Annotated in this window: 17 protein-coding genes; all 17 read left to right on the forward strand. The window is 50.5% G+C overall.

Annotation, left to right across the window (positions count from 1 at the left end; all coding sequences use genetic code 11):
- Positions 1-32 precede the first annotated feature (32 nt).
- Positions 33-2,423, forward strand: coding sequence for an ABC transporter permease (locus SD10_RS24755; RefSeq protein ID WP_046577639.1), 2,391 nt, complete (start codon positions 33-35; stop codon positions 2,421-2,423).
- Positions 2,424-2,427: 4 nt separating this feature from the next.
- The gene (locus tag SD10_RS24760) at positions 2,428-4,854 is read left to right on the forward strand and encodes an ABC transporter permease (RefSeq protein ID WP_046577640.1); all 2,427 of its coding nucleotides are present in this window, start codon (positions 2,428-2,430) and stop codon (positions 4,852-4,854) included.
- Between the two features lie 13 nt (positions 4,855-4,867).
- Positions 4,868-7,285 carry an ABC transporter permease gene (locus SD10_RS24765; protein WP_046577642.1) on the forward strand — a complete coding sequence of 806 codons (2,418 nt, stop codon included), beginning with the start codon at positions 4,868-4,870 and terminating at the stop codon, positions 7,283-7,285.
- A gap of 336 nt (positions 7,286-7,621) precedes the next feature.
- The gene (locus SD10_RS24770; RefSeq protein ID WP_046577644.1) at positions 7,622-10,651 is read left to right on the forward strand and encodes a SusC/RagA family TonB-linked outer membrane protein; all 3,030 of its coding nucleotides are present in this window, start codon (positions 7,622-7,624) and stop codon (positions 10,649-10,651) included.
- Positions 10,652-10,664: 13 nt separating this feature from the next.
- Positions 10,665-12,350: a RagB/SusD family nutrient uptake outer membrane protein gene (locus tag SD10_RS24775; protein ID WP_046577646.1), complete on the forward strand. Its 1,686-nt coding sequence runs from the start codon at positions 10,665-10,667 to the stop codon at positions 12,348-12,350.
- Between the two features lie 176 nt (positions 12,351-12,526).
- On the forward strand, positions 12,527-13,108 hold the full coding sequence (locus tag SD10_RS24780; RefSeq protein ID WP_046577648.1) for a hypothetical protein: 582 nt from the start codon (positions 12,527-12,529) through the stop codon (positions 13,106-13,108).
- Positions 13,109-13,346: 238 nt separating this feature from the next.
- Positions 13,347-13,892 (forward strand): RNA polymerase sigma factor, encoded by a 546-nt coding sequence (locus tag SD10_RS24785; protein WP_046580117.1) that lies wholly within the window; start codon positions 13,347-13,349, stop codon positions 13,890-13,892.
- A complete protein-coding gene (locus SD10_RS24790; RefSeq protein WP_046577650.1) occupies positions 13,867-14,703 on the forward strand; it encodes a HEAT repeat domain-containing protein in 837 nt (278 codons plus the stop codon). The genes SD10_RS24785 and SD10_RS24790 overlap by 26 nt, the downstream gene beginning before the upstream one ends.
- 95 nt (positions 14,704-14,798) lie before the next feature.
- Positions 14,799-15,671 (forward strand): DUF4097 family beta strand repeat-containing protein, encoded by an 873-nt coding sequence (locus SD10_RS24795; RefSeq protein ID WP_046577652.1) that lies wholly within the window; start codon positions 14,799-14,801, stop codon positions 15,669-15,671.
- Positions 15,671-16,513: a DUF4097 family beta strand repeat-containing protein gene (locus SD10_RS24800; RefSeq protein WP_046577654.1), complete on the forward strand. Its 843-nt coding sequence runs from the start codon at positions 15,671-15,673 to the stop codon at positions 16,511-16,513. The genes SD10_RS24795 and SD10_RS24800 overlap by 1 nt, the downstream gene beginning before the upstream one ends.
- Positions 16,514-16,529: 16 nt before the next feature.
- The gene (locus SD10_RS24805) at positions 16,530-18,002 is read left to right on the forward strand and encodes a serine hydrolase domain-containing protein (RefSeq protein WP_046577656.1); all 1,473 of its coding nucleotides are present in this window, start codon (positions 16,530-16,532) and stop codon (positions 18,000-18,002) included.
- Positions 18,003-18,125: 123 nt separating this feature from the next.
- Positions 18,126-19,298, forward strand: coding sequence for a serine hydrolase domain-containing protein (locus SD10_RS24810; protein ID WP_046580119.1), 1,173 nt, complete (start codon positions 18,126-18,128; stop codon positions 19,296-19,298).
- Between the two features lie 191 nt (positions 19,299-19,489).
- Positions 19,490-19,786, forward strand: a complete 297-nt coding sequence (locus tag SD10_RS24815; RefSeq protein WP_046577658.1) for a hypothetical protein — start codon at positions 19,490-19,492, stop codon at positions 19,784-19,786.
- 158 nt (positions 19,787-19,944) lie between these two features.
- Positions 19,945-22,350 carry an ABC transporter permease gene (locus tag SD10_RS24820; RefSeq protein WP_046577660.1) on the forward strand — a complete coding sequence of 802 codons (2,406 nt, stop codon included), beginning with the start codon at positions 19,945-19,947 and terminating at the stop codon, positions 22,348-22,350.
- A 144-nt stretch (positions 22,351-22,494) separates the two neighbouring features.
- Entirely contained in the window at positions 22,495-23,589 is a 1,095-nt protein-coding gene (locus SD10_RS24825; RefSeq protein ID WP_046577662.1) for an OmpA family protein, read from the forward strand.
- An 89-nt stretch (positions 23,590-23,678) separates the two neighbouring features.
- A complete protein-coding gene (locus SD10_RS24830) occupies positions 23,679-24,074 on the forward strand; it encodes a LytTR family transcriptional regulator DNA-binding domain-containing protein (protein ID WP_082111687.1) in 396 nt (131 codons plus the stop codon).
- 340 nt (positions 24,075-24,414) lie between these two features.
- Positions 24,415-25,467 (forward strand): DUF4097 family beta strand repeat-containing protein, encoded by a 1,053-nt coding sequence (locus tag SD10_RS24835; RefSeq protein WP_046577665.1) that lies wholly within the window; start codon positions 24,415-24,417, stop codon positions 25,465-25,467.
- Positions 25,468-25,544: the final 77 nt, after the last annotated feature.

The raw sequence follows: 25,544 nt of genomic DNA on the forward strand, positions 1-25,544 counted from the left end.
GTATTCTTAACTGTCTTAAACCCTAATCGCCCATGTTTCGCAGTTACCTCAAGATTGCTTTCCGAAATCTCTGGAAAAACCGGCTGTTCAGCACGTTGAACGTTGTCGGCATGGGCGTGGGTATAGCCGCCGTAGGGTTGATGGTTTTGTATGTGTGGCATGAACTGAGCTACGACCGATTCAATGCCAATGCCGACCGGATTTTCCGGGTCGTGCAGTATGCACAATGGGCGGGCGGCAACCTGCAACTAGCCCCTACATCGGCCCCGTTCGCGGGTGCGTTGAAAAATGATTACCCCGCAATAGAAAAGACCGTTCGGCTCTATCCCGAAGGCGGTGGACTGATTACCTACCGGGACAAAAAAATCGAAACCAACGATGTTATGTTCGCCGATCAATCGGTGTTCGATGTCTTTACGTTTCCTTTTCTCTACGGCAATCCGGCTACGGCGCTGGCTCAGCCCGAACGTATTGTAATCACTAAAACCCTCGCCGAGAAGTTGTTTGGCGATGCGTCCAAAGCTGTCGGGCAACCGATCGAATTCAGCAATCACTTTGCCAATATCGTAACTGGAGTTATTGCCGATGTACCGACGAATTCACACCTGCAATTCAGCGCCCTGCGGTCGATGCCAACCAACTACACCAACGGCTGGCAGAATTTCGAGTTGTACACCTACGTATTACTCAATAAAGCCGCCGATGTCAAAGGCCTGGAAGCCAAGTTAGCTGGCTTCTTCCCCAAATACCTGAAGAAGGAAATGGGCGATGGCGTGACCTACCGGATGGAACTCCAGCCATTGCCCTCCATTCACCTCCACTCGCATCTAGACTACGAAGCCAGCGCCAATGGCAATAGCCAAACCGTTTACATTTTTGCGCTGGTAGCCGCCCTTATTTTGCTCCTGGCGGGTATTAACTACGTGAATCTGTACACCGTCCGGTCGATAGGTCGACTGCGTGAAGTGGGCGTTCGGAAAGCGATTGGCTCGCAACGGAGCCAACTTGTAGGGCAGTTCATCACCGAGTCGGTGCTGATGGCGCTGCTGGCCAGCCTCGTTGGCATCGTATTTGCCAACATGGCCTTACCGCTGTTCAATGAGTTGGCCGATAAGTCATTGTCACTGACACTCTACGGCCCGTGGCTGATGCTGGGTGTTGTGGCGCTGTTTGCCTTATTGTTAGGGGTGGGGAGCGGAATTTATCCGGCTTTAGTTTTATCCGGATTCCGAACGGTAGTGGCGCTGAAAGGGCAAACGAGCAGCAAGATTGGCGGCATTGGCTTTAGGAAGGCGCTGGTGGTCTTTCAATTTGTAGCGGCTGTGGGTTTGATTGCCTGTTCGTGGGTCATCTACCAGCAAATGGGCTACGTGCTTCACAAAGACCTAGGGTTCAACAAAGATCAGGTGCTTACCTTCCACCTGGAAAGCGAAGCCGCCCGCAAACAGATTCAATCGCTGAAAGAAGAATTACGAAAAAGCCCGCTCATCGAAGCGGTATCAGGGGCAAGCAACCCCATTGGCAATAACAACATCGGTATGAAAGGGATGATCTTCGAGCAAAACGGGGTTATGCCTACCGGTACGCAGGCCGTCCAGAAATTTGCTGTCGATGCAGACTACCTGAACACCTTACAAATTAAGCTGAAGCAGGGTCGTAATTTCTCGGAATCGTTTCCCGGCGATGCCATGGGAGCGGTTCTGGTCAATGAAGCACTGGTAAAAAAAATGGGCTGGACATCTCCTATTGGCAAACGCGTCAAATCTTATCTTGATAAAGATAAGTTGTTTGAAGCGCAGGTTATTGGTGTGGTTGGGGACTTTCATACGTATTCTCTCCAGCACAAAATAGAACCCCTGGTGTTAGACATGCCCGCCCCGTTTGAAAAGGACAATCTCTACATCCGCATCCGGCCCGGTGAAGCCAAAGAAGCCCTGGCCTACATCCAAACGGTTTACCAGCAGTTCGACCCGTCGGCCAGCCCCAGTTTCCACTTTCTGGATGAGAACTTCTCCCAACAGTACAAAGCCGAGCAAAAGCAGGGACAATTGTTGCTTTCGTTTACAATCCTGGCGGTCCTGATTGCCTGTCTGGGCTTGTTCGGACTAGCCGCCCTGGCTGCCGAAGCGCGCACCAAAGAAATTGGCATCCGCAAAGTGTTAGGAGCCTCCGTGATCAGCATCGTGTCCCTACTCTCCAAAGATTTCCTGAAGCTGGTCATTATCGCGATTGTCATTTCCACACCAATAGCGTGGTACGCCATGAGTCAATGGTTGCAGAGTTTTGCTTACAAAGTGGACCTTGCCTGGTGGGTGTTTGCGCTGGCGGGCTTACTGGCGGTAGGCGTTGCCCTGCTCACAGTAGGGTTCCAAAGCGTGAAAGCTGCGTTGACAAATCCCATAGAGAGTTTAAAATCAGAATAAGGCTATGCTGAAAAGCTATTTTACCACTGCCCTCCGCGCCCTGAAGCGTAATTGGAATTATACGGTAATCAATGTTGTCGGGCTTACCTTCGGGCTGGCTTGCTGCCTGCTATTATTCCTGGCTATTCGGTATGAACTCAGCTACGACCGGCACCACGCCAACGCCGACCACACCTACCGAATAATCACCTATTATCGTGACTCGGAGGGCGATGACCGTAATACGGGGGTTACACTCCCGGCTTTAGCCGCTCTTCGCAACGAGTTCCCCCAGCTGAAACATCAGCTAACGATGGTCTATGAGCTATATGGCGGCTTAGTGAAACTAGGCGACAAGACATCCAGTAAGTTTCTCGAAGACGGAGGTGTTATGGCTTTTGTGGAGCCTGAATATTTCAAATTGTTCGATTACCAATGGAAAGAAGGCAATCCACAAACGGCGGTTAAAAACCCAAACACGGTGGTGCTGTCGGAGCGAATGGCCCGTAAATATTTTGGCAACGCTGACCCGCTGGGCAAGTCCATTCGGGTTGAAAACAAGATGGATTTCGTTGTGACCGGTGTGGTCCAAAATCCACCGGTCACCAGTAGTGTACCGTTTGAGGTGCTGCTTTCCTTTGCGTCGTTAAAGCAATTTGGAACCAACGGCGGCTGGGACGATTGGAAATCTACCTACAGTGGTGCTCAGCTATATTTGACCCTGCCGCCAACCCTGACATCCGTTCAGATGGAGCGAGCGTTGGTGCCGTTCGTCAATAAATACATGCGCCCGGAGGATGCCAAGCATTTGCAGTACGAATTACAACCGCTAACCAACATTCATTTCGACACGCGCACAGGCAACTCGGCTAACCGAACGGTTAGCAAACGAATGGTGTGGGCAATGGCGCTGATTGGCTTGTTCATCTTGATTACAGCCTGCGTCAACTTCATCAATCTGGCCACGGCGCAGGCCATTCGGCGGGCCAAAGAAGTGGGCGTTCGGAAAGTACTGGGCAGTACACGGGCACAGTTAGTGCGGCAGTTTCTGGGCGAAACGGGATTATTAATGGGTTTAGCCGTTGGGCTGGCCTTTATTGTAGCCTACCTGTCATTGCCTTATGTGGCTGAATTGCTCGACATTAAAGCCGCTGCCCTTGTTTTAGTCAACCCATCGGTTGTCGGCTTTGTTGTATTGCTGGCAAGCCTGACAACGATATTGGCCGGTTTTTATCCGGCCCTGGTGTTGTCAGGTTATCAACCGGTGATGGCCCTTCGCGGAAAAATCCGTATGATCGGCAACAGCCAGTTAACGCTTCGGCGGGGCTTAATTGTGTTTCAGTTTGCGATCTCACAAATACTGATTATTGGTACGATCATCGCCTATAGCCAAATGACCTACGTTCGCACTGCCGATCTGGGTTATAATAAAGATGCTGTACTGACAGTGCAAATTCCCGAACGCAAACCAGGGCAATTGGAAACCCTGAAGGCTAAATTAGCTGGCCTACCTACCATAAAATCCTTGAGCTATGGCATCTCGATCCCATCGTCGGATGGCAACTGGTGGGCAAGTTTTACCTACAACAATGCTGTTAAAGAGGCTGATTTTGGTGTCGTTATGCGCTTCGCCGATACAGCCTATTTCAATACGTATGGCCTGAAACTGATTGCCGGGCGGCTGTATCGGCAGGCAGATACAACGCTGGAAGTGGTAGTGAATGAATCATTAGTGAAAAAATTAGGCATTCGGCAGCCGCAGCAGATTATCGGGAAATACCTGGCCGTGGACGCAGGCGGTAATGTCAATAAGCAAATCGTGGGTGTTGTCAAAGATTTCAACACCTTCTCGCTCCATCAGCAAACAAATCCAAGTGTATTGACTTCCCGCCGGGATGCATATCACGTGCTTGGCATCAAGCTATCAACCCAGCAGGGTGGTACCGAAGCCATACGCCAACTCATCAGCGAGGTCGAACGGCACTGGAATGCCACGTTCCCTGATTTTGTGTTCAAGTACGAGTTTCTGGACCAGACGCTGTCCAACTTTTATAAGAGCGAAGAGCGGATGTACTCCCTGTTCCGCTTACTGGCGGGCATTGCTATCTTCATTGGTTGTCTGGGTCTCTATGGCGTCGTGGCGTTCATGGCCGAATCGCGCACGAAAGAGGTGGGCATCCGCAAAGTACTGGGTGCATCGACCTCGCATATTTTCAGCCTTTTCTCTATTGATTTTGTCAAGCTTGTGTTGGTTGCATTGCTCATCGCATCGCCGGTAGCCTGGTATTTCATGAGCAAATGGCTGGCCGATTTCCCATATAAAATCGACATCGAATGGTGGATGTTTATGCTGGCGGGTTTACTGGCAGTAGGCATTGCCTTGGTAACGGTGAGCTTCCAGAGTATAAAAGCCGCCCTGATGAATCCAGTCCAATCATTACGGTCCGAATAATCCCAGCAATATTATGTTCAGCAACTACGTCAAGATCGCTTTTCGCAATCTAATCCGCAACAAAGGATTCGCGGTTATCAACATCACTGGATTAGCGGTGGGGATGGCGGCTACGCTGCTCATTTTTCAATATGTAGCGGTTGAACGGAGCTATGATCAGTTTCATGAAAAAGCCGATCGTATTTTTCGGGTCAAAGCCGAACGGTACGAAAAGGGTATGCTCTCGACCGAATGGGCAGGCGGCCCATTTGCTGTGGGGAATAAACTGGCCGATGCGTTTCCAGAAATAGAGCGCTACGTGAAAGTGTCTATGCGAGATAACCTATTTCTAGAAGCAAATGACCGAAAAATGACCGTTGAAAAGGGAGCGTTTGTGACGGCATCATTCTTTGATGTGTTCTCCTACTCATTACTGACTGGCAATCCGAAAACGGCGTTGACGGAGCCGAATACAGGCGTTATTTCAACCTCATTGGCCAAGCGGCTCTTCGGCACCAAAAACCCGATGGGCCAGGTCATCAAAATAGAGCGTGAGTTCCCGATCAAGGTGACGGGTGTGTACCAGGATTTTCCGCAGAATACACACCTGAAAGCTGATTACCTGATGTCGTTCAGCACGTTTCAACGACTGGTCAACCCCAAAAACGACCCCGACAGAGAATTGGATAATGCCTGGAGTTGGGACGGCTGCCTGACCTACCTGGTATTAAAACAGGGCGTTGACCCGCAAAAACTGGACGCAAAATTTCCGGTCTACCTGGCTAAACATGATCTGATCGATAACAAAAAAGGCTCTGGCCTTGTGCTTCATCTGCAAGCCCTGCCCGACATTCATCTATACTCACATCTGATGTTCGAGGCCAACGCCAATGGTGATGGCAATTCGGTGTATATCCTGCTCTGCGTGGCGTTTTTTATCATTGCCATCGCCTGGATCAATTATATCAATCTGGCTACGGCCCGCTCCGTTGGTCGGGCCAAGGAAGTGGGCGTGCGGAAGGCCGTTGGTTCATTCCGCAGCCAGCTCATCAGCCAGTTCATGGTTGAGTCGGCGTTGCTGAATTTTATCGCGGTGGTTGTAGCCTTTCTGCTCATTATGGCCGCAATTCCCCTGTTCAATACGTTTACCGATCAGCACCTGACCTACGCATTCGTGGCATCGGCACCGTTCTTTCTTTCGTTGGGCACCATGTATTGTGTCGGTACTTTTTTATCGGGGGCGTATCCGGCTTTTGTTCTGTCGAAATTTAATCCCGTGTCGGTACTCAAAAGCGGTATTAAGGTATTTCGGAAGGATGTTTTTCTACGAAAATCGCTGGTTGTCATCCAGTTTTCAGCATCGATCTTTCTGCTGATTGGCACCATCACCGTGTTCCGGCAATTGCAATACATGCGGAGCCAGAGCCTGGGCGTTGACATTGGCCAGACGCTAGTCCTAAGTCGGCCGTCAAACGATTCCACGCGGATAGGTCGCACAAAGGCTTTCAAGGAATTATTACTTCAGCAAGCTATTGTTAAAAGTGTCACCGTATCGGGTAATATTCCTGGCGAAAAAGTAGAGTTTAACGCGGGTGGTATCCGGTTGGCAGGCGCACCTGAAGCGGAAGGCAAGCAGTACCGGGTAATTGGCGTCGATTATGATTTTGTGCATGCATTCGGCATGAAGCTGATTGCCGGACAGAATTTTGATAATAAGCTAGGGGCCAAGGATGCCGTGATGTTCAACAAAACTGCCATTAAACAATTGGGCTTCGACAGTCCCGAAAAAGCGATTGGTAAAACGATCGATTTCTGGGGCGACAAACTCAGGATTGTCGGCGTGGTCGACGACTTCCACCAGCAATCGCTTCGCGAAGCGTACGAACCACTTATTTTGCGCCTTGACCCTGAAGTGAATGGCCGGTTATCGATCAAGCTGGCCGACAGTAACCCGGCTCGTACCATTGCGCTCGTGAAGCAGGCCTGGGTGCAGTACTTCCCCGACGATATCTTCGATTACTCCTTTTTAGACGAACGGTATGACAAGCAATACAGGGCCGACGAGCGGTTTGGTCAGGTGTTTAGCTTCTTTACCCTCCTGGCCATGCTGGTAGCCTGCTTAGGGCTGCTAGGTCTGGCTACATTCACCGCGCAACAGCGGACAAAAGAAATTGGGGTGAGGAAGGTATTGGGTGCCAGCGTATCGAGCCTCATTGCGCTGTTGTCGAGAGATTTCCTGAAACTGGTCTTGATTGCTATTGCGCTGGCTAGCCCCATTGCCTGGTACGCCATGCACCGCTGGCTACAGGATTTCGCCTACAAGATTGACATCGAATGGTGGGTGTTTGCGCTGGCGGGCATATTGGCTGTGGTCATTGCCTTATTAACCGTAAGTTTCCAGAGTATAAAAGCGGCTCTGATGAATCCGGTTAAATCGCTTCGGTCCGAATAACGTATAGCCCGCACCGGTAAACCAGCAGCAGCTTCTTGTTAACAATAGCGTAATATATCTAATCGATTCATTCTGTTTACGCAAGGACAGTTGGCATGCGTATGAAAGCAGGATTGTGCCCTCGGGCTTAATCCTGCTTTCATATTTACTTAATGAGTCTGGTTACTTCCCGGCATTCGCTCTGAGTATATTTCCGTATTTAGTTGATTTTACCAGAAATAAGGATTACAAATAATCAGTGCCCTGTTATCTAATCATTAACAGGCCCGCCTGGCTTTGTAAATAATTTTATTAACCCTACTATTGTCCATTTATTCCCCACTAATCAAGCCAACTATGAGTCGATTTTACACATCTCCTCCACCGCTGAAGTTTTTGATTACGAGTTGTCTGCTTATCGCATTGGCGATTCAGACACCGCAGGTTTACGGCCATATACGAGTAGCCGAACGCCACAAAACAGCGGATATTATCGTGAAAGGACGCATCAAAGACGCCCTTACCAACGAGTCGCTAACGGGTTGTACCGTTGTGATTAGAGGAAGCCAGCGCGGCACAACAACAGACGCTAATGGTGACTATTCCATATCTGTCCCCGATGGAAATGCCGTGCTGGTTTTCGGCTTCATTGGCTACGAAAAGCAGGAAGTTGTTGTAGGTAACCGGACAGTTCTTAACATTGAGCTGAAAGCCGAAGCGTCCGAACTGTCGCAGGTGGTCGTTATTGGCTATGGCAGCGCGGCCAAGAAGGACATGACGGGCGCGGTGAAATCGCTGAAAAGCACTGAATTCAACAAAGGGATCATCAACTCGCCCGAACAACTGCTACAGGGTAAAGTAGCCGGGGTCAACGTTACCTCCGCCAGTGGCGAGCCGGGCAGTGCTCAATCGATTACGATTCGCGGACCGGGGGGCGTCCGGACCGGTAGCACACCTCTTTTTGTGCTCGACGGCCTCGCGCTTGATAATTCGAGTACGGGCGGTGGCGGAGCCATCAATCCGCTCAATTTTTTGAATCCGCAGGACATCGAGTCGATCGACGTATTGAAAGATGCTTCCGCAACGGCTATTTATGGCTCTCGTGGCGCGAACGGTGTTGTGCTCATTACAACCAAGAAGGGCAAATCGGGTGTATCGACGCTCAACTATTCGACCAGTTACGGGATTTCTACCCTGGCGCGGGCTTTGCCTGTGTTTTCGCCCGATGAGTATCGGCAACAGGTGCCACTCGTTGGAGGTGTTCTGGATGATTTGAAAGGCAATACTGATTGGCAAAAGGAAATTACCCGAACAGCGTTTACCAAAAACCATAATATATCACTGGGCGGTGGCTCAGAAAAAACGACCTTCTACGGCTCGTTTGGTCTACAAAATCAGGATGGTATTTTGAAGGGTAGTCAGATGGATCGCTATACGGGGCGAATTAATGTGTCGCAGAAACTGCTAGAGGATCGGCTGACTATTGATGCCAACCTCAGTGCATCATACACGAACAATGAGCGGCCACCGATCGAGAGTATGCTGGGTAGCGCCATTTCGAACAACCCGACTTATCCGGCTTATGATGCCCTCGGCAAACCGGCTCAGTACCAGTTAATTTCGAACCCGCTAACCAGCCTCCAGTTAAACCAGGACATTACCAAGATCACCCGAATTGTTGGAAACATATCGCCTTCCTTCCGAATTATAAAAGGGCTGGTCTACAAACTAAACTTTGGTATCGACAATTCCAGCTCTACGCGTGATCTGCAAACGCTGCCCAATGCAGTACCTTTTCAGGATGGCCGGTTAGAAACGAACAATACGTATAACAACAACCGGCTCATTGAAAACTACCTGACGTACACCCTCACACAAGGCGATCACAACCTGACCGCGCTGGCCGGACACTCATACCAGAAGTTTTCGATTCAGGGGCGCGCGTACAGCATCAACAAATTCCCTATTTCGGATATTCTACCGATCTACAATCCGGGCCTGGGGCAGGACCTGACGCTGACGAACAACAAACCGACGGGTTATGCGACCCTCAATGAGTTGCAATCGTTTTTCTCCCGCGTCAATTATCAGTACAAGGACAAATACCTGCTGACGGCCACCGTCCGGGCGGATGGTTCTTCGAAGTTTGGCGCGAATAATAAATACGGGATTTTCCCCTCGTTCTCGGCAGGCTGGCGTCTGTCCGAAGAAGCGTTTATGAAGTCGTCGCCATTTAGCGATTTGAAAATTCGTGCGGGCTGGGGCCGGACGGGCAACCAGGAAATTCCGTCCAAAATCACCCAGGCGTTGTTCACCTCGCAGGTATCCGCATCAACCAGTTATCCGCTGACGGCTACGGGTCCTTACCCGGCTGGTACATCATATTCCCGGCTGGCCAATCCTGATATTCAGTGGGAAGTATCGAACCAGACCGATGTGGGTCTGGACTTCGCGCTGTTCAACGGCGCTATTTCCGGGGGTATCGACTATTTCAGAAAAGTATCCAGCAATATCCTGCTCGAAGTTATTCCAGCCGACCCCGTTCAGCCAGCGGGTACATTCTGGACCAATGTGCCGGATATGACCATCACCAACAAAGGGCTTGAACTGGAACTGATGTACCACTACATGGCGAAAAGCGGCTTCCGCTTCGACCTAGGCGGCAACGTTACGTTTATCGATAACATCGTCAATAACTCACCGTATTCGGTTATCCCGTCGGGTTCAGCGTCGGGCTCGGGCCTAACCTCGGCAACGATCAATGGCTATTTGAACGGGCAACCCATTGGCACGTTCTTCCTGAAAGAGTTCACGGGCTTCGACGATAAAGGCTTAAGTACCTACCGCGATACCGACGGTGATGGACTGATCACCGATAAAGACCGGGTTGCGGCTGGCAGTGCGCTGCCAACGAAGCAATTCAACATCAACGTGAATACGTCGTTCAAAGGCTTTGACTTTTCCGCTAATTTCAACGGCGTATCGGGCAACAAACTGTACGACAACACAGCCAACTCCAACTTCTACAAACTGCGGCTCTCGAAAGGGCTTAATACTACGCCGGAGGCCATCGCTTACCCCAACGAATCCGTCAACAACGCAGCGCCGGTTTCCACGCGCTATCTGAAAAACGGCTCGTTCTTCCGGCTGAATAACGTGTCGCTGGGCTATAATGTCAATACCAAAGCATTAGGCATCAAACGCTGGGTATCGGGCTTACGGGTGTCCGTAACGGGTCAGAATGTGTTCGTGATCACGAAATACAACGGCTATGATCCAGAGGTAAACTCAGACCGAAAAATCAATGAAATTTCATCGTACGGGATTGATTACCTGAGCTATCCGAAAGCAAGATCGGTTGTATTTGGGTTGAACCTGACGCTCTAATCTGCAAAACATCATGAAACTGAAACTACCTATTTTGCTGACACTGGTTGGCATTCTGTTCATAAATGGTTGTACCAACCTAAACGAAGTTGTTCTGGACGAAACATCGGCGACGGGCCTTTCCGACAAACAGGCCGCCGATGGCATTATCGCCCCTGTGTATGCCCGGCTGCCGGATATCTTCCTGCATACGAACTACTTCACGATGCAGGAAATTTCGACCGACGAGGCCATTCTTCCCTATCGGGGTGGTGCCGACTGGGGCGACAATGGCATTTACATTGCCATGCACCAGCACACGCACACCAGTACCGACCCAAACATTCGAAGTACGTGGGGCTTTATTTTACAGGGGCTCTCCCGATCCATCACAGCCATTAATACACTGCCCACTCTGAAGGACCCATCCGCTAAAACCTATCTGGCCGAAGCGCGGGGTATGCGGGCCTATTACAACATGCTGCTCTTCGACATGTTTGGGGTCGTATTCTTAAAAGACGATCTGGGTGCTACATCGATTATTCTGCGAAACGCAGAAGCACTGGATTATTTGATGAAGGAGTTTCTGGCCGTTGAGCCGAATCTGGAAACGACCGTTGGACCAGGTCGCCTGACCAAAGGAGCCGTTTGGGGGCTGCTGGCCCGGCTTTACCTCAATTCGGCGGTATACCGCGACCGTTTTGCCGCTTCGTTTACCTTTGCTCCGGCAGACATGGATAAGGTGGTTGAGTACTGCGACAAGATTATTGCATCCGGGCAGTATTCATTGTCGAATGATTTCTTTTCGATCTTCGGCTCAGCTAACCACGACAACAGGGAGTTGATTTTCGCCGTCGATCAGCGGGCCGATCTTAACGGGCACAACCGTATGGCCTATTTTTCGATATCGGGCGACCAGTTTCCCATACCGGCTTATCCGGCAGCCAATGGTACCGATGGCCCCGCCATTACGCCTGATTATTACCAAACCTGGGTAACGGCTTATGCGCCCAAAGACCCAGCGGTCGATCCACGGTTTTACAAGCAGAATTTAAGCATCTATTCCAACCCGGCAGATTCGTGCGTAGCGGAAGCTGACTTCAACATCAACCGGGGTATTCTGCGCGGACAGCAGTACGGCCTAATTCGTAAAAACGGTGTTTTCCTGAAGTGCCCGGATGGAAAATTCAAGGTGGGTAAACTCTTTAACGATACCCGTAATAAACCCACGCTGCCCGTAAACTTCACCGAGAAAATTGACTATACCGTGGCGGGAAGTGAGTATAACACCGGCTATCGCGTCGAAAAATACGAATTCAGCAAGAAATCGGTGAGCGGCCGTAACTTCGGAGAAGCCGACATTATTATTCTGCGCCTGGCCGATATTTACCTGATGCGGGCTGAAGCCAAGCTGCGTAAAAATGGGGATGCCGCCAGTGCGCTGGCCGATGTAAATACCGTTCGGGCCGCCCGGAACACAACAACACCCCCGCCTGCGCTTACGTCTATGAATCTTGATCTGCTCTTCCGCGAACGGGGTTTCGAACTGTACTGGGAAATGGTCCGGCGCACCGATATGATCCGTTTCGGCAAATACGAAGGAACTTGGACCGAAAAGACCAACACCGATAAGCTGAAACGAATTTTCCCGATTCCGCAAACAGCCATTGATGGGGCGTCTAACCTACCGGGTTACCTGAAGCAAAACGATAGTTATTAAGCACCCGGCTTTGCGTGATCGACCAATTGTCCGCTGTCGTACAGATTTTGTCCGATAGTGGACAATTGTCGCTTATATCATGTGTTAACTTGCTGATAGACAATAGCATGTATAGATGGCACGATCATGGATAGCGTAATTCTACTTACCTGATCTAATTATTTTTGCCGATACATATGAAAACGCTATTTACTCTGTTCCTGCTTACAGTTGGTTTCAGCGCGTTAGCACAACGTTCGTCCAGTAAACAAATAACGAACGATGGTCGGCAGCTTCGTATTCGCATAGACATTGAGCAGCCCGACCGCTCCATTCACTACCGTCGTTCGTTCGACGTTTCGGAGATGGACGAGAGCGCCGTAAAAGCGCTTGAAAACCACATTGTCGATTCGCTGGACCGGGCTTCTTCCGATGCGGTTTCGATGAGAAACGGTAAACAAAAACACGAAAATCAGCGCATAAGAAAGGCAACGGAGGAACACATTGTTTACTCGTCAGGCGTTGCCGAGACGCAGGCTGACCGTATGGAAGCCAACGCTAGTTCGTCACTCTCTCCCAGCGATGTTGCCCCCTCTTCAGTCTTGGTTCGGGAGGATAAAGAAAACGGACGGTTGTGGATGCAGTACACGTTCCAGAAAGATGGCGAAGAACTGGTTATCGAACGGACAGCCAATGTCGTGGGGAAAACGGAGCGCGAAAAACAAGCGATTATCCGAGAGACCGAACGTAGCTTCGGCATCAAAACAGGCAATCAATAACTTTCTTTTCACAGTATACGTCCTACCTTTCATACGAAACAGGCCGCCCTACCCGGTGGCCTGTTTCGTGTTTTGATGGCGGTTCAATGGCGCGAGGCCGGAGCCTCGCGCCATTGAACCAATAAAAAATAATTTTTTTACTCTTCGCTGTAACCTTGTCGGTTTCGCGCGGTTTCCAGTCCAAAATCCACCAAACACAATCCTTAGACGGTTGAACGCTCTGACAGATAACGCGCTCATGCTGCAGGTAAAGGCAGGCAATATGGATGTGATGGGATTGCTTTTTGAGCGATACCATCGGCCTCTGTTCGGCTTCCTTTTCCACATGACAAGTCAGCGCGAAGCGAGCGAAGACATGCTGCAGAACGTGTTCTACCGGATGCTGAAATACCGCCACACCTTCACAGGCGACGGCGAATTTCGAACCTGGATGTACCACCTGGCCCGGAATGTGCTGGTCGACCAAAGCAAGCAAAACAAACGGTCGGCCCAGCAGTATGACCTGGCGGATGTGGCGGAACGGGTGGGCGGTGGGCCAGCCGCTGATGAGCGAATCCTGAAACAGCAGGAGATGGATACGCTTCACCACGCGATGGCCAAACTCAGTACCGAACACCGGGAAGTGCTGGTACTGAGCCGCTTTCAGGAGTTGAAATACGACGAGATTGCGCGGGTGCTGAACACAACCGAAGGAGCCGTAAAAGTTCGGGTACACCGCGCGATGAACGAGTTGAAGAGAATTTATCTGACTATTGACCATGAACGAACAGCCCCTAAATTGTGAACAGACAAACGAGCAGCTAGCCGATTGGTTAAGCGATCGGTTGTCTGACGCCGACCGGGCCCGTCTCGACATGCACCTGAAGCAGTGTCCTGCCTGTATGGCCGAAGCCAACTCGGTTCGCCAGCTTTGGCAACTTATGGGCAACTTACCCACACCAGAGCCCAGTGCCACGGCACGGGTTCGGTTCCAGGCCATGCTCGATACGTATAAGGATACCGTTACCATTCAGGAGGAAAGCGTGGTGGATACGTTACTAGCCAAACTGCGGCAAGTATGGACGCCCAAGTTCGCTTATCGATTGGCCTATAGTCTTGTTCTGATAAGCGTTGGCATAGCCGGTGGCTATTGGCTAAATCGCACGGCCGTACCAACTACAGCCTATCAGCAACAGATTGATACCTTATCGACACAGGTACAGGAAATGCGCCAAATGATGCTCCTGTCGGGGCTGGAAAACCCGGCGGCTTCTGAACGGCTTCGGGCGGTAAGTTATACGGAAGAAATCAGTGAAGTGAACGCGCAGGTCGTCGACGCCCTGCTGACAACGCTCAACAACGACCAGAATGTGAATGTGCGGCTGGTTACGCTGGAAGCCCTGGCCAAATTAGCCGATAACCCGAAAGTACGCGAAGGACTGGTACAGTCGATTGCCCGGCAGGATTCTCCATTGGTTCAGTCGGCGCTGGCCGATGTGATGGTGAAGTTGCAGGAAAAACGCTCGATCAAACACCTGCGGCAATTGCTACGGGACGATAACCTGAACGGGCTGGTAAAAGGTAAAATTGAGCAAAGTATTAGAGAATTATCTTGACGCCGGAAAGACATTAAACTTCCTCACTACCAAAGACCCTTCCGGCCTCAGGATGACAAAAACGCATAACGAAACGTAAACCCCAATCAACTACGATGAAACGATTAATAATCCCCGTACTGGCGGGGCTGGTACTTTCTTGTGCTCAATCGCCGGCAACTGCTCAGGAATTTAAGGAGCACATCAGCAAAGAGTTCACTGTGTCGAAAGCCGCGAACAGCGCGCTGGCGATCTACAACGTCAACGGCTTTATCAAAGTCGAAGGTTACTCAGGCGATAAAGTCGTGATCGAGGTCGATAAGTCTATTACGGCAAAAAACAACCAGGATCTGGAAACGGGTAAGAAAGAATTCCAGCTTCAGTTCGAGCAGAAAGGCGATAGCCTTGTCGCTTACATTGCCGAACCGTTCGATTCGCGGCCACGACGCCGATGGAATGGGGGAAACAGCTGGAACAACGACCGCGAGGTAGATTATGACTTTACGCTCAACTTCACCGTCAAAGTGCCTAATCGCATGCATCTGATTGTCTCGACTGTCAACCGGGGCAACGTGACCGTTAAGGATGTGGATGGAACCCTGCGAGTCCGAAATGTCAATGGGGCCATTACGCTGACGAACGTGAAAGGCACGACAGATGCCCACACCATCAACGGAAACCTCGATGTTGACTACGTGGCAAACCCTCCCGAAAACTCATCTTATTACACCCTAAACGGCGACATTCGGGTGAGCTACCCGGCCAATTTTTCTGCCGATTTACAGTTCAAGACGTTCCAGGGTAAGTTTTACACCGACTTTCCCAACGCCGAAATACTTCCCGTTCAGGCCATAAAAACGACCCAGCAAACCGGCAACGGCACAGTTTATAAACTCAATAAAAACACCGCCATTCGCATTGGCAACGGTGGCAAAACATTCAAGTTCGAGACATTTAACGGAAGCATTTACATTAAAAAACAATCCTGATGAAAACGCATACACTAACCACCGCACTCTTGTTTCTGGGCCTATTTTTATCCCGACCACTACTCGCTCAGAATGAGGTAAAAGAACAATTGGTCGTTCCGCTGAGCGACCCCGGCAAACCCGGCACCCTGCATGTAGGCCTGATCAATGGCTCCATTCATGTGATCGGTTATACAGGCAAAGACGTTGTCATCGACATCGTTGCCAATCCAAAACGTGGACGGCGGGACGACAATGACGACCGGCCTGAGCGGTCAGCAAACGGGATGAAACGCATTGGTACAGGCTCGCCCCTGGATGTCAGTGCTGAAGAACGGAACAATACTGTTAATATTAACGCCAACACCACCCGGCAGACTGTGGATTTGACGATTAAAGTACCGCAGCGGTTTTCGCTTAAAGTCAGCACGGTCAACAACGGCACGATTGAGATTGAAAATGTGAGCGGCAATCTGGAAGCAACCAATGTCAACGGTTATATCCACTTGGCCAATATTGCGGGTTCGGCCGTCGCCAACACGGTAAATGGTAACCTGATTGCTACGTTTAAAGCCATCGATTCTGATACACCGATGGCGTTTTCTACGCTGAACGGGAATGTCGACGTAACCTTCCCGGCCAGTGTAAAAGCGAACAGCAAGCTCAAATCCGACCGGGGTGATATCTACAGCGACTTCGATATCGACGTCGATAAAAACCAGCCGAAAGTCAGTCGGACCAGCCAATCCGGGATGTATCAGGTAAAGATCGAAGATTGGGTATATGGCAAGATCAACGGGGGTGGGCCGGAAGTCATGATGAAAAACATGAACGGTAATATCTACATCCGCAAAGCGAAGTAAAAGGCGACCACATCGTATGAACCAATTATTCGCTGCCGTTTGCCTACTGGTTCTACAGCCAGCTCTTGTTCAGGCTCAGTCGGCCATAACAAATGCCCGCGCTGAAGCGACTATTCAGCAACTGGGAACCGCGTTTGTTCAGGAAAAGTCGCATGTGGGATTGTCCATCGGGATCATCCGGAATGGAAAGACATCGTTCTATACTTTCGGTACGACGGAGAAAGGCAAAAATCAGTTACCGACGGAGAATACGATTTATGAAATCGGGTCGATCACCAAGACGTTTGGGAGCCTACTGCTGGCAAGGGCCGTTCTCGACCAGCGCGTCCGGCTCGACGACGACATCCGCCAGTACCTCGATGGCGACTATCCGAATCTGGCCTACGAAGGCAAACCCATTCGATTGGTACACCTGACCAACTGGACGTCCGAATTACCGGACAACTTCCCGGATAAGCCCGATGCCTACAAGCAGGTACCCCAGGATTCGATTCCATTCCGCATTATGAATGGGTTAAGCCAATATACCCGGCAGGATTTCTTCAACGATTTGCACGCCGTTACCCTCAAGGCGGCACCCGGCCAAAATCCCCGTCACTCCAACGTAGCGGCTCAATTGTTGGGTTATATTCTGGAGAAAATCTACCAGATGCCCTACGATGAGTTGATCAAAACGCAGATTGAGCAGCCGCTTGCCATGCGGAACACCTTTAGTTTGCCACAATCAGCGGATCAGTTTGCGATAGGCTACAGTGGAAATGGCGTCCAGATGCCTGCGTTTACGCTGAAAGCCATGCAGGCAGCCGGTGGCCTTCGCTACAGTACAGCCGATTTGCTGAAGTATGCCGCCTATCAGTTGGATGAGCGAGACCCGGCCGTGAAGCTGAGCCATCAAACTACCTGGGGTAGCCCCGACAGTCAGGCCTTTGGCTTAAACTGGTTTCTCCACAAAACCATCGACAGCAAACGACAGATCGAACACTCAGGCGGTACGTTCGGCTTTGCCAGTTACTGCGACCTATATCCGGATCAGAAAACGGCCCTTGTGTTATTCGCCAACAACTCGGATCAAACAACACAGGGCCAGCTTGGTGAACTGTCAAAAAAAATAATGGACGCGCTCTATGGAGAACCGGCCGCCCTGACAGCGCTGAAGGACGCGTTGAAAAAACGAGGCTATGCACAGGTGATCAATGTGGTGAAGGATGTCCATAAAAAGCATCCGGAACTCCATTTGAACGAAAATTACGTGAATAACTGGGGTTACTCACTGGTCGGGCAGGGTAAACTTCAGGAGGCACTCGCCATCTTCAAGCTGAATGTCAGCCTTTATCCCACTGGCTGGAATACCTACGACAGCCTGGCTGAAACCTACGAGCGAATCGGCAACCGCAAACTGGCCATCGATAATTATACCCGGTCGCTGGCCTTGAACCCGAACAATACCAACGCTACCGAATTCCTCAAAAAAAACGGCGAGGGTAAGTAACAGATGCCCTGGTTATGTGGAGTAGGCAAGCAACCGGTTTGGCAAAAGCTGCATCTGTTGATAAACAGCGAGTGCCTCAATCAGCGATTTACTATCCTCAACTCTTTACCTCAGCCTACATTTATGAACGCCTGGCTTATCTCCGCCCTGTTGCTGTTTCCATCAGCGCTTATTTACCCTAAATGCCCGGCTGCACTGGTTACGCTTCCCATTAAGGCCTTAACGGATAACCCCCAGAAAAGTCCGGTCGATCGTCTTGTTGAGAAAGCCGCTCAGCAATTCATGGCAGCACCGCAGGCGGTCGGACTTTCGGTCGGTATTTATAAAGATGGGCAAACGTATGTTTATAACTACGGCACCCTTCAGAAAGACCGTCAGCAACTCCCAACCAGCCAAACGCTGTACGCCATCGCGTCCATCAGTATGACCATGACGGGTGCTTTGCTGGCCCAGGCGGTCGTTGAAAAGAAAGTGACGTTAGGAGACGACATCCGGACGTATTTGCCAAGCCATTATCCAAACCTCTCATTTGACGGGCAACCCATTCGCCTTTTTCACCTGATCAATCACCGATCAGGATTGCCATTCCTCCTGCCAGATCGTCCGGATGCCTTCGCCAACACTACCCTATCCTCCTCGGCAATTGCCACCGCGCTTTTGCAGAATTATACCCAAACCGACTTCTTTGCCGATTTGCGTAAAGTCAAACTTGATGCCGCACCGGGCTATACCTTCAGGTACTCCAACGTGGGGGCTCAGTTATTGGGGTATATTTTGGAACGCGTCTATAAAATGCCTTTCGAGGAGCTTGTTCGTGTGAAAATAACCCAGCCGCTGACCATGAACGATACGAAAATTACGCTGGACCCGGCGGATCAGGCGCGTATGGCCAACGGGTACGACTGCAATGGCGTCCAAATGCCGAACGCGCCGAATCAACTCCAAGGCGCTTGTGCTTTGAAGTCGACTGTGGCAGATATGCTGAAATTCATTCAATGGAATGTCGCCGAACAGGACAAAGCGGCCAAACTGAGTCATCAGCCAACTTGGGGCGACGAAAATCGGTATTCGGCTGGTTTAAACTGGCAAATGCTTAACGTCGCGGGCCACCGCGTCATTTGGCAGGACGGCAACATTCCCGGTTTTAGCAGCCTGTGCGTCAATTACCCGGATCTGGACATGGGCATCGTTATCCTCAGCAATGAATGTGATCGGAAAACCGCTTTCCGTATGACGACGCTGGCCAATCAACTGATGCAGGCCCTTGACGAACGAGCGGTGGCCTTGCCGAACTGATGACTTGCCGCTGACCTGCCAAACACTGACCTATACCTTATTCATTTCCTATGTCCGCAGATGAACGTAAACTGTCCGATAATGGACATTTTACGTTCGCTTCGTTTAGCCAACCCACTAATTGACAACCTGTTAGATATAGTGGTACAAGATTTGGGATGGTTATAAGCCATATCCTTAATCCTAAAGCTATGTCATACATCGCCATTCCCATCTCCTCATTACCTGGTAAACAGGACATTGAAATCGACGTGACGATCAACGGGCAAAAACAGGCGCTTCACTACCGTGTCGAACTGTTTTACTGGGGCGATTGCCGGGTACCGACCTTCGACCGGGTCGAGTGCATTCAACAACTGCTGGCCGATTATGACCGTGATTGGGCGCTTTATTACATTGGCTCACCCACTGACGACTTCGTTCCTATCACATTTGTCAGGAAAGAGGATCTGGTCAAACAACGCACCCTTCTGAGAGCTTCCTCCTGAAGCGGGTCAGCAGATTGTAATCAACTCAACAGAGATTATCTTGATGAATAAGCCTGATCGATAGGCGTTATGTAAACTATCCATCAGGCTTAAATCATACCCACTATATATAAGAAAACTATATATATTTGTTCCATTACTATCTCCAAACTCGCCTTATGTTCCGCAACTTTCTCAAAATCTCCCTTCGCAATCTGTGGCGTAACCGGAAAGTTACCCTGATCAGTATCGTCGGCCTCTCAATCGGACTGGCTTGCAGCCTGGTTATTTTCCTGCTGGTCAACTATATGTTCAGCTTTGATCGCTATCATGCGAAAGCCGACCGAACGTTTTGGGTCGTCACAGACATCCGGCAGGAGAATATTGTCCCTACCGATGCCACACCCCGGCCAATGGGCGATGTGCTGAGGCAGGAGCTTCCCTTTGTGGAAACGGCGGCCCGACTCGAAAATGTCGCCAGCCGCGTCATGGCTGTGCCCGATGGGAAAGGCGGCTTTTCGAAAAAATTTGACGAATCGCGTAACCTCTGTTTTACTGAACCGGAATTCTTCAGCGTATTCGATTCTGAGTGGCTAAGTGGTAACCCGACAACCGCATTGGCGGCCCCAAACACGGTCGTCCTGACGGAGCGATATGCGCAGAAATACTTTGGTTCAGCCAATCCAATCGGTAAAGTGTTACGCTTCGACAACCAGGCGAACCTGACCGTTACAGGCCTCATCAAAAATCTGCCGTCCAATACCAAGCTCCGTTACGACGCCTTCATTTCCTATGCGACCGTGCCCACTCTTTTGGGCGCGAATGGCAAACAGGCCATGCAGGACTGGGCCAACGTATTTACCGTATGCTTCGTTACTCTTCGCGAAGGCACGCCCGTAGAACGGTTGCTCGATGCTTTTCCGGTTATCCGAAAGAAATACCTGACCACTCCCGAAGCGAAGAAACTGGACTTTCATGCCATTCCGCTCCCGGAGTTAGACCATTTACCCCAGTACGGTGGCCGGTCGCCGAAGGCAATTTTGTATGCGCTCATTATTGTCGGTCTATTTCTGGTGGTGGCGTCCTGCATTAACTTCATTAACGTAGCCACTGCCCACGCCCTGAAACGGTCCAAAGAAGTGGGGGTACGCAAGGCCGTCGGTAGTTCGCGCTGGCAACTCGTCGGGCAGTTTATGACGGAAACAACACTGATTACACTCGCAGCCGTGCTCCTGGCTATTCTGTTGGCTTACCTCTGCCTGCCAATGCTGAACAGCGCCCTGGCTGTTATGAATACCGACATTTCCATTGGGAGTCTATTTCGGCCCGATTTACTACGCTGGTTTGTTGCCCTGATTGTCGGCGTCATTCTGCTCGCTGGCCTGTATCCCTCGCTGGTGTTGGCTCGCTTTAATCCGGTGGCGGCTCTGCGCGGTCGTCTAACGACGCAACAGGTTGGCGGGGTATTCGTTCGGCGCGGGCTGATTGTCACGCAGTTTTTCATTACTCAATTATTCATCATTGGGGTAGTCGTCATGATGGCTCAGCTACGGCACATACAAAAGGCTGATTTAGGATTTCAGAAAGAAGCTATCCTGACGGTACCCCTACCGGCTAGTAATGCCCTGAAGCAGGACGTCGTTCGGACCCGGATGGAGCAGATAGCGGGCGTCGAAGCCGTGTCGTTGGGTGCCGATCCTCCCGTAGCTTACCGGCGACTGCCCGTGCCCTTTACGTATGACTCCCATACGCAACCGGAGAAATTTCCTACGGTGGTTAAGGTTGCCGACAAGAACTATGTGCCGCTTTATGGGATCAGGCTACTGGCTGGGCGCAACTTTCGAACCAACGATACGACGAACAATGAAGCGCTCGTGAATGAAACAATGGTACGGGACTTAGGGCTACACTCACCCAATGATGTACTCGGAAAACGCATTAACCTGTGGGGTGGCGACAAAATTGTGGTTGGCGTCGTGCGTGATTTTCACCTGGGTAGCTTAAACCAACGGATTGTACCTGCCACCATTCTAAACTACTACCGTGAGAATCGACTAGCCTCATTGAAACTCAACTCAACCACCCTACCGGCAACGCTGAAAGCGGTTGAAAGCACCTGGAATGCGTTATATCCTGAACACGTTTTCAAAGCCAATTTCGTGGATGATCTGCTGGACAACTTTTACATGACCGAGCACATCCTACTCGGTTTGGCCCAGGTGTTTTCGTTAATCGCCATCCTGATTGGCTGTTTGGGATTGTATGGACTAGTAGCGTTTATGGCCGAATCCAGAACAAAAGAAATTGGTATTCGTAAAGTGCTGGGTGCTACGTTACCGCAGCTTGTCTGGCTATTTGGCCGCGAATTTAGCCGACTGGTGTTCATTGGCTTTGCGCTGGCAGCTCCGCTGGGTTGGTTTCTGATGAACGGCTGGCTTCAGGGCTACGCATACCACGTTCATTTCAGCTGGTGGATTTTTGCGATTACCCTGGTCTCAGCCGTCGTCATCACGGCGCTCACCGTTGGCTATGAATCTCTAAAAGCCGCTCGTATGGACCCCGCCCGAAGCCTGCGGACAGAATAAAGTGGATTTCTGATGGTGCGAGGCTACAGCCTCGCGCTATCGTTGCACAGCCATCACAGCCGTAAAGAGCACGTTAACGATAAACTTATCAACGGCTTTGACACGCACTGGCAAAAGTCCGAAATTTGATATAAACCCCTAGCGATGAAGACACTAACCAGACTTTTAGGTTTATCCCTTTGTCTAACCGTCATGTCGGTACGGGCACAACAGGGATTGAAAGGCGACTACTATACCGGGACGAATTTTGAGAAAAAGGTTTTCACTCGAATGGATCCGCAACTCAACTACAACTGGCGGGGACGCAACCCCGCACCCGGCCTTTCCGAATCTTTCTACTCGATCCGGTGGACGGGAAAACTACTGGCTCCGGCGTCGGGAGTGTACCGATTTTACGCTAAAGTAGATGACGGCATCCGGATTTGGGTCGGCAATAAGCTCGTTGTAAACTCCTGGCAACTGAACGACTCTAAAGATTTTAGCGGTAGTATTCTTCTGGAAGCGGGACAGTTCTACGACCTGCGTGTAGACTACTTCAACGACATGCTGGAAGGTGAAATTTATCTTTACTGGCAACGACCCGACGCGAAGAAAACTAGTCTAAACCCGTTCAATACGCCGGGCGAACTCATAACCACACAATATTTCTTTCAAAAACCATTACCCTCCCGCGTTTCCCTAATCAGAACTCCCCCACCGGCGGTTCCTAAACCTCCGGTAGCTGTTGTTAAAACGCCAGCTAAGATTAATCCAACCACCCGTGTTGCGAAGACCATACCTAAACCTGCACTCAGTCCGCCGTCAACAAAAACAGTAACCGCTAATGCTCCTGTACTTGCGCCACCAATCACCAGGGTTGAGCCGGAGCCCATTCGCGCATTTGAGCCGGGGGCAACGGTTGTATTGCACAAGGTGCAGTTTGAACAAAGCAGTTATATTCTGTTGCCTGAATCCTCGACCGAGCTGGATCAACTGGTCATAGCTTTGAAGAAAAACCCGCTTTGGCAAATCACGATTGCGGGTCATACGGATAACATAGGCGACCCCCGTTTGAATCTGGCCTTATCGGAAAACCGCGCAAAAGTGGTGGCCGCCTATCTTAAACGCCGGGGCGTTGCAGACGACCGCATTATTACCAACGGCTACGGAGGCACACATCCCATTGCCGACAACGCCCTTGAAATTGAACGGAGTAAAAATCGGCGCGTTGAGATTACGCTGAAAGATGAAAAAAAATAGTAGCTATTAAGATTTTTAAAAGTAACGGATTAATTTATTCTCTACATTTATATGGAACTTATAGTTTACATATAATATATTCTATATACATGAGATTTAGTAGACTGGTTGACAACACATCGCGTATTACGTACTTAATGGGTTGGGGTAATTATACCCGTGTTTTCCTGATTGACTCAACGCCCCAGGTGAATGCGACCACACTGAAAAAATGTGTTGGTACACTCCCCGGCTTTATTCGATTGAGTAAAAGCCTTGCGGTCAATCCCTATCACGTTGCTCAGGTTCGCCGAAAAGGGGACCGTTGTGCCGATGTACTGGTCGATGGCACCTGGTTGCCGGTAAGTCGACGCAGGGTTACGCCGGTGGTGAAGCATCTGCAGGAAATACAGGGTGCCCGCCTGAAGGGCCTGATCCATTTTCGTGTACTGACTCAAACAAACGGATCTCAAAGCCCAATGACATACATGGGCCCGGTTGCCTAACAAAACATTCTTGTTATTGATACGAAACATCTACTTGTATTGAGCGCTGCATCTTCACAGCCTCAGAAGACATATTCTTCGTAGGTCCGAAAAACGGGTCGATTAGTCTATTATTCTCCAAAGCCTGCGCTGTCCGTCCCCGAACAAGTCATGTCCGGGGACGGACAGCGCAGGCTTTATCTAGTTAGCAACTATCTGAAATTCAAAATGTTAAAAAGATGGCACGACGCTTGTTAATTCATGTAAGATGGCTTTTAGACTAACCCATTTGTGAATTTGTAAGCCGCATGCAACTTTCCTGTAGGGAAGGGCATCTTTACTGCATAAACCGATAAACACCATGAAACGCAACCAGTTTCTACTGACCCTTTTGAGCGCCGGTACGTTGGCGCTGACATCGCTGGCCAATACGCCCATTGAGGATCAACCACCTTATCAAACCAAAACATTCTCGGGTAGAATCAACGCTGTACGGGCCGAAACATCGGGCGGTAGCCTGACCATTGAAGGCGGCACCGACATGAACGCTAAAGTCGAGATGTACGTACGTGCCAATAACTGGAACGACCGGCTCGACAAAAGCGAGATTGAGGAGCGGCTGAGAGAGTATGATATTACGATTGCTCAGGAAGGCAGCACCCTTGTGGCAACGGCTAAACGCCGGAACAACGACCGGGACTGGAAAAAATCGTTAAGCATCAGCTTCAAGTTTTACACGCCCCGCAACGTTAACACCGACCTGCGCACCTCGGGCGGCAGCATTCAACTGGCGGCCCTTACGGGTGATCAGCGGTTTCGCACGAGTGGCGGCAGTCTGAGTGTCAGTGACGTCGAAGGCAATATCAATGGGCAAACTTCGGGCGGTTCCATTCATATGGATCGGTGCCGCGGCAACCGGTCATCAAACATCGACCTCCAAACGTCAGGTGGTTCTATTGAAGCGAAAGAATCAACGGGGTCGATGCGCCTGCACACGTCGGGAGGCAGTATCCGGCTCACCGGGCTGAAAGGCACGATTGATGCTCAAACCAGCGGTGGTAGCGTCAATGGCAGCGACATCGAAGGCGATATCAAAGCAAGCACATCGGGTGGATCTGTGCGGCTGACCGACGTGGCGGGTAGCCTCGACGCTAGCACAAGCGCCGGTAGCGTTGATGTCAGTCTTACCAAATTGGGCGAGTTTGTCCGGCTAAATACCAGCGCGGGCAACATCAACGTAAGAATGCCCCTCGACAAAGGCATCAGCCTGAACCTGAGTGGCAACCGGATCAAAATTCCCCTGAATAACTTTACGGGCGACACCGAGAAAGACCGTATCAAAGGCACCTTAAATGGCGGTGGTGTTGCCGTTACCCTTTCGGCCAGCAGCGGCAATGTGTATGTGAACCAGTAGAAAAGATGTATGATGTAGGGTATATGTTATATGGTCTCAGGCCATCATATAACATATACCCTACATCGTTTTATTAC

The organism is Spirosoma radiotolerans, from assembly GCF_000974425.1.
Classification (GTDB): domain Bacteria; phylum Bacteroidota; class Bacteroidia; order Cytophagales; family Spirosomataceae; genus Spirosoma; species Spirosoma radiotolerans.

What these genes read in the sequence shown, in the direction of transcription:
- SD10_RS24755 (WP_046577639.1), top strand. Translation starts at nt 33, where the DNA reads ATGTTTCGCAGTTACCTCAAGATTGCTTTCCGAAATCTCTGGAAAAAC.
- SD10_RS24830 (WP_082111687.1), top strand. Translation starts at nt 23,679, where the DNA reads ATGAGATTTAGTAGACTGGTTGACAACACATCGCGTATTACGTACTTA.
- SD10_RS24790 (WP_046577650.1), top strand. Translation starts at nt 13,867, where the DNA reads ATGAACGAACAGCCCCTAAATTGTGAACAGACAAACGAGCAGCTAGCC.
- SD10_RS24780 (WP_046577648.1), top strand. Translation starts at nt 12,527, where the DNA reads ATGAAAACGCTATTTACTCTGTTCCTGCTTACAGTTGGTTTCAGCGCG.
- SD10_RS24825 (WP_046577662.1), top strand. Translation starts at nt 22,495, where the DNA reads ATGAAGACACTAACCAGACTTTTAGGTTTATCCCTTTGTCTAACCGTC.
- SD10_RS24760 (WP_046577640.1), top strand. Translation starts at nt 2,428, where the DNA reads ATGCTGAAAAGCTATTTTACCACTGCCCTCCGCGCCCTGAAGCGTAAT.
- SD10_RS24765 (WP_046577642.1), top strand. Translation starts at nt 4,868, where the DNA reads ATGTTCAGCAACTACGTCAAGATCGCTTTTCGCAATCTAATCCGCAAC.
- SD10_RS24805 (WP_046577656.1), top strand. Translation starts at nt 16,530, where the DNA reads ATGAACCAATTATTCGCTGCCGTTTGCCTACTGGTTCTACAGCCAGCT.
- SD10_RS24800 (WP_046577654.1), top strand. Translation starts at nt 15,671, where the DNA reads ATGAAAACGCATACACTAACCACCGCACTCTTGTTTCTGGGCCTATTT.
- SD10_RS24795 (WP_046577652.1), top strand. Translation starts at nt 14,799, where the DNA reads ATGAAACGATTAATAATCCCCGTACTGGCGGGGCTGGTACTTTCTTGT.
- SD10_RS24770 (WP_046577644.1), top strand. Translation starts at nt 7,622, where the DNA reads ATGAGTCGATTTTACACATCTCCTCCACCGCTGAAGTTTTTGATTACG.
- SD10_RS24820 (WP_046577660.1), top strand. Translation starts at nt 19,945, where the DNA reads ATGTTCCGCAACTTTCTCAAAATCTCCCTTCGCAATCTGTGGCGTAAC.
- SD10_RS24785 (WP_046580117.1), top strand. Translation starts at nt 13,347, where the DNA reads ATGCTGCAGGTAAAGGCAGGCAATATGGATGTGATGGGATTGCTTTTT.
- SD10_RS24775 (WP_046577646.1), top strand. Translation starts at nt 10,665, where the DNA reads ATGAAACTGAAACTACCTATTTTGCTGACACTGGTTGGCATTCTGTTC.
- SD10_RS24835 (WP_046577665.1), top strand. Translation starts at nt 24,415, where the DNA reads ATGAAACGCAACCAGTTTCTACTGACCCTTTTGAGCGCCGGTACGTTG.
- SD10_RS24815 (WP_046577658.1), top strand. Translation starts at nt 19,490, where the DNA reads ATGTCATACATCGCCATTCCCATCTCCTCATTACCTGGTAAACAGGAC.
- SD10_RS24810 (WP_046580119.1), top strand. Translation starts at nt 18,126, where the DNA reads ATGAACGCCTGGCTTATCTCCGCCCTGTTGCTGTTTCCATCAGCGCTT.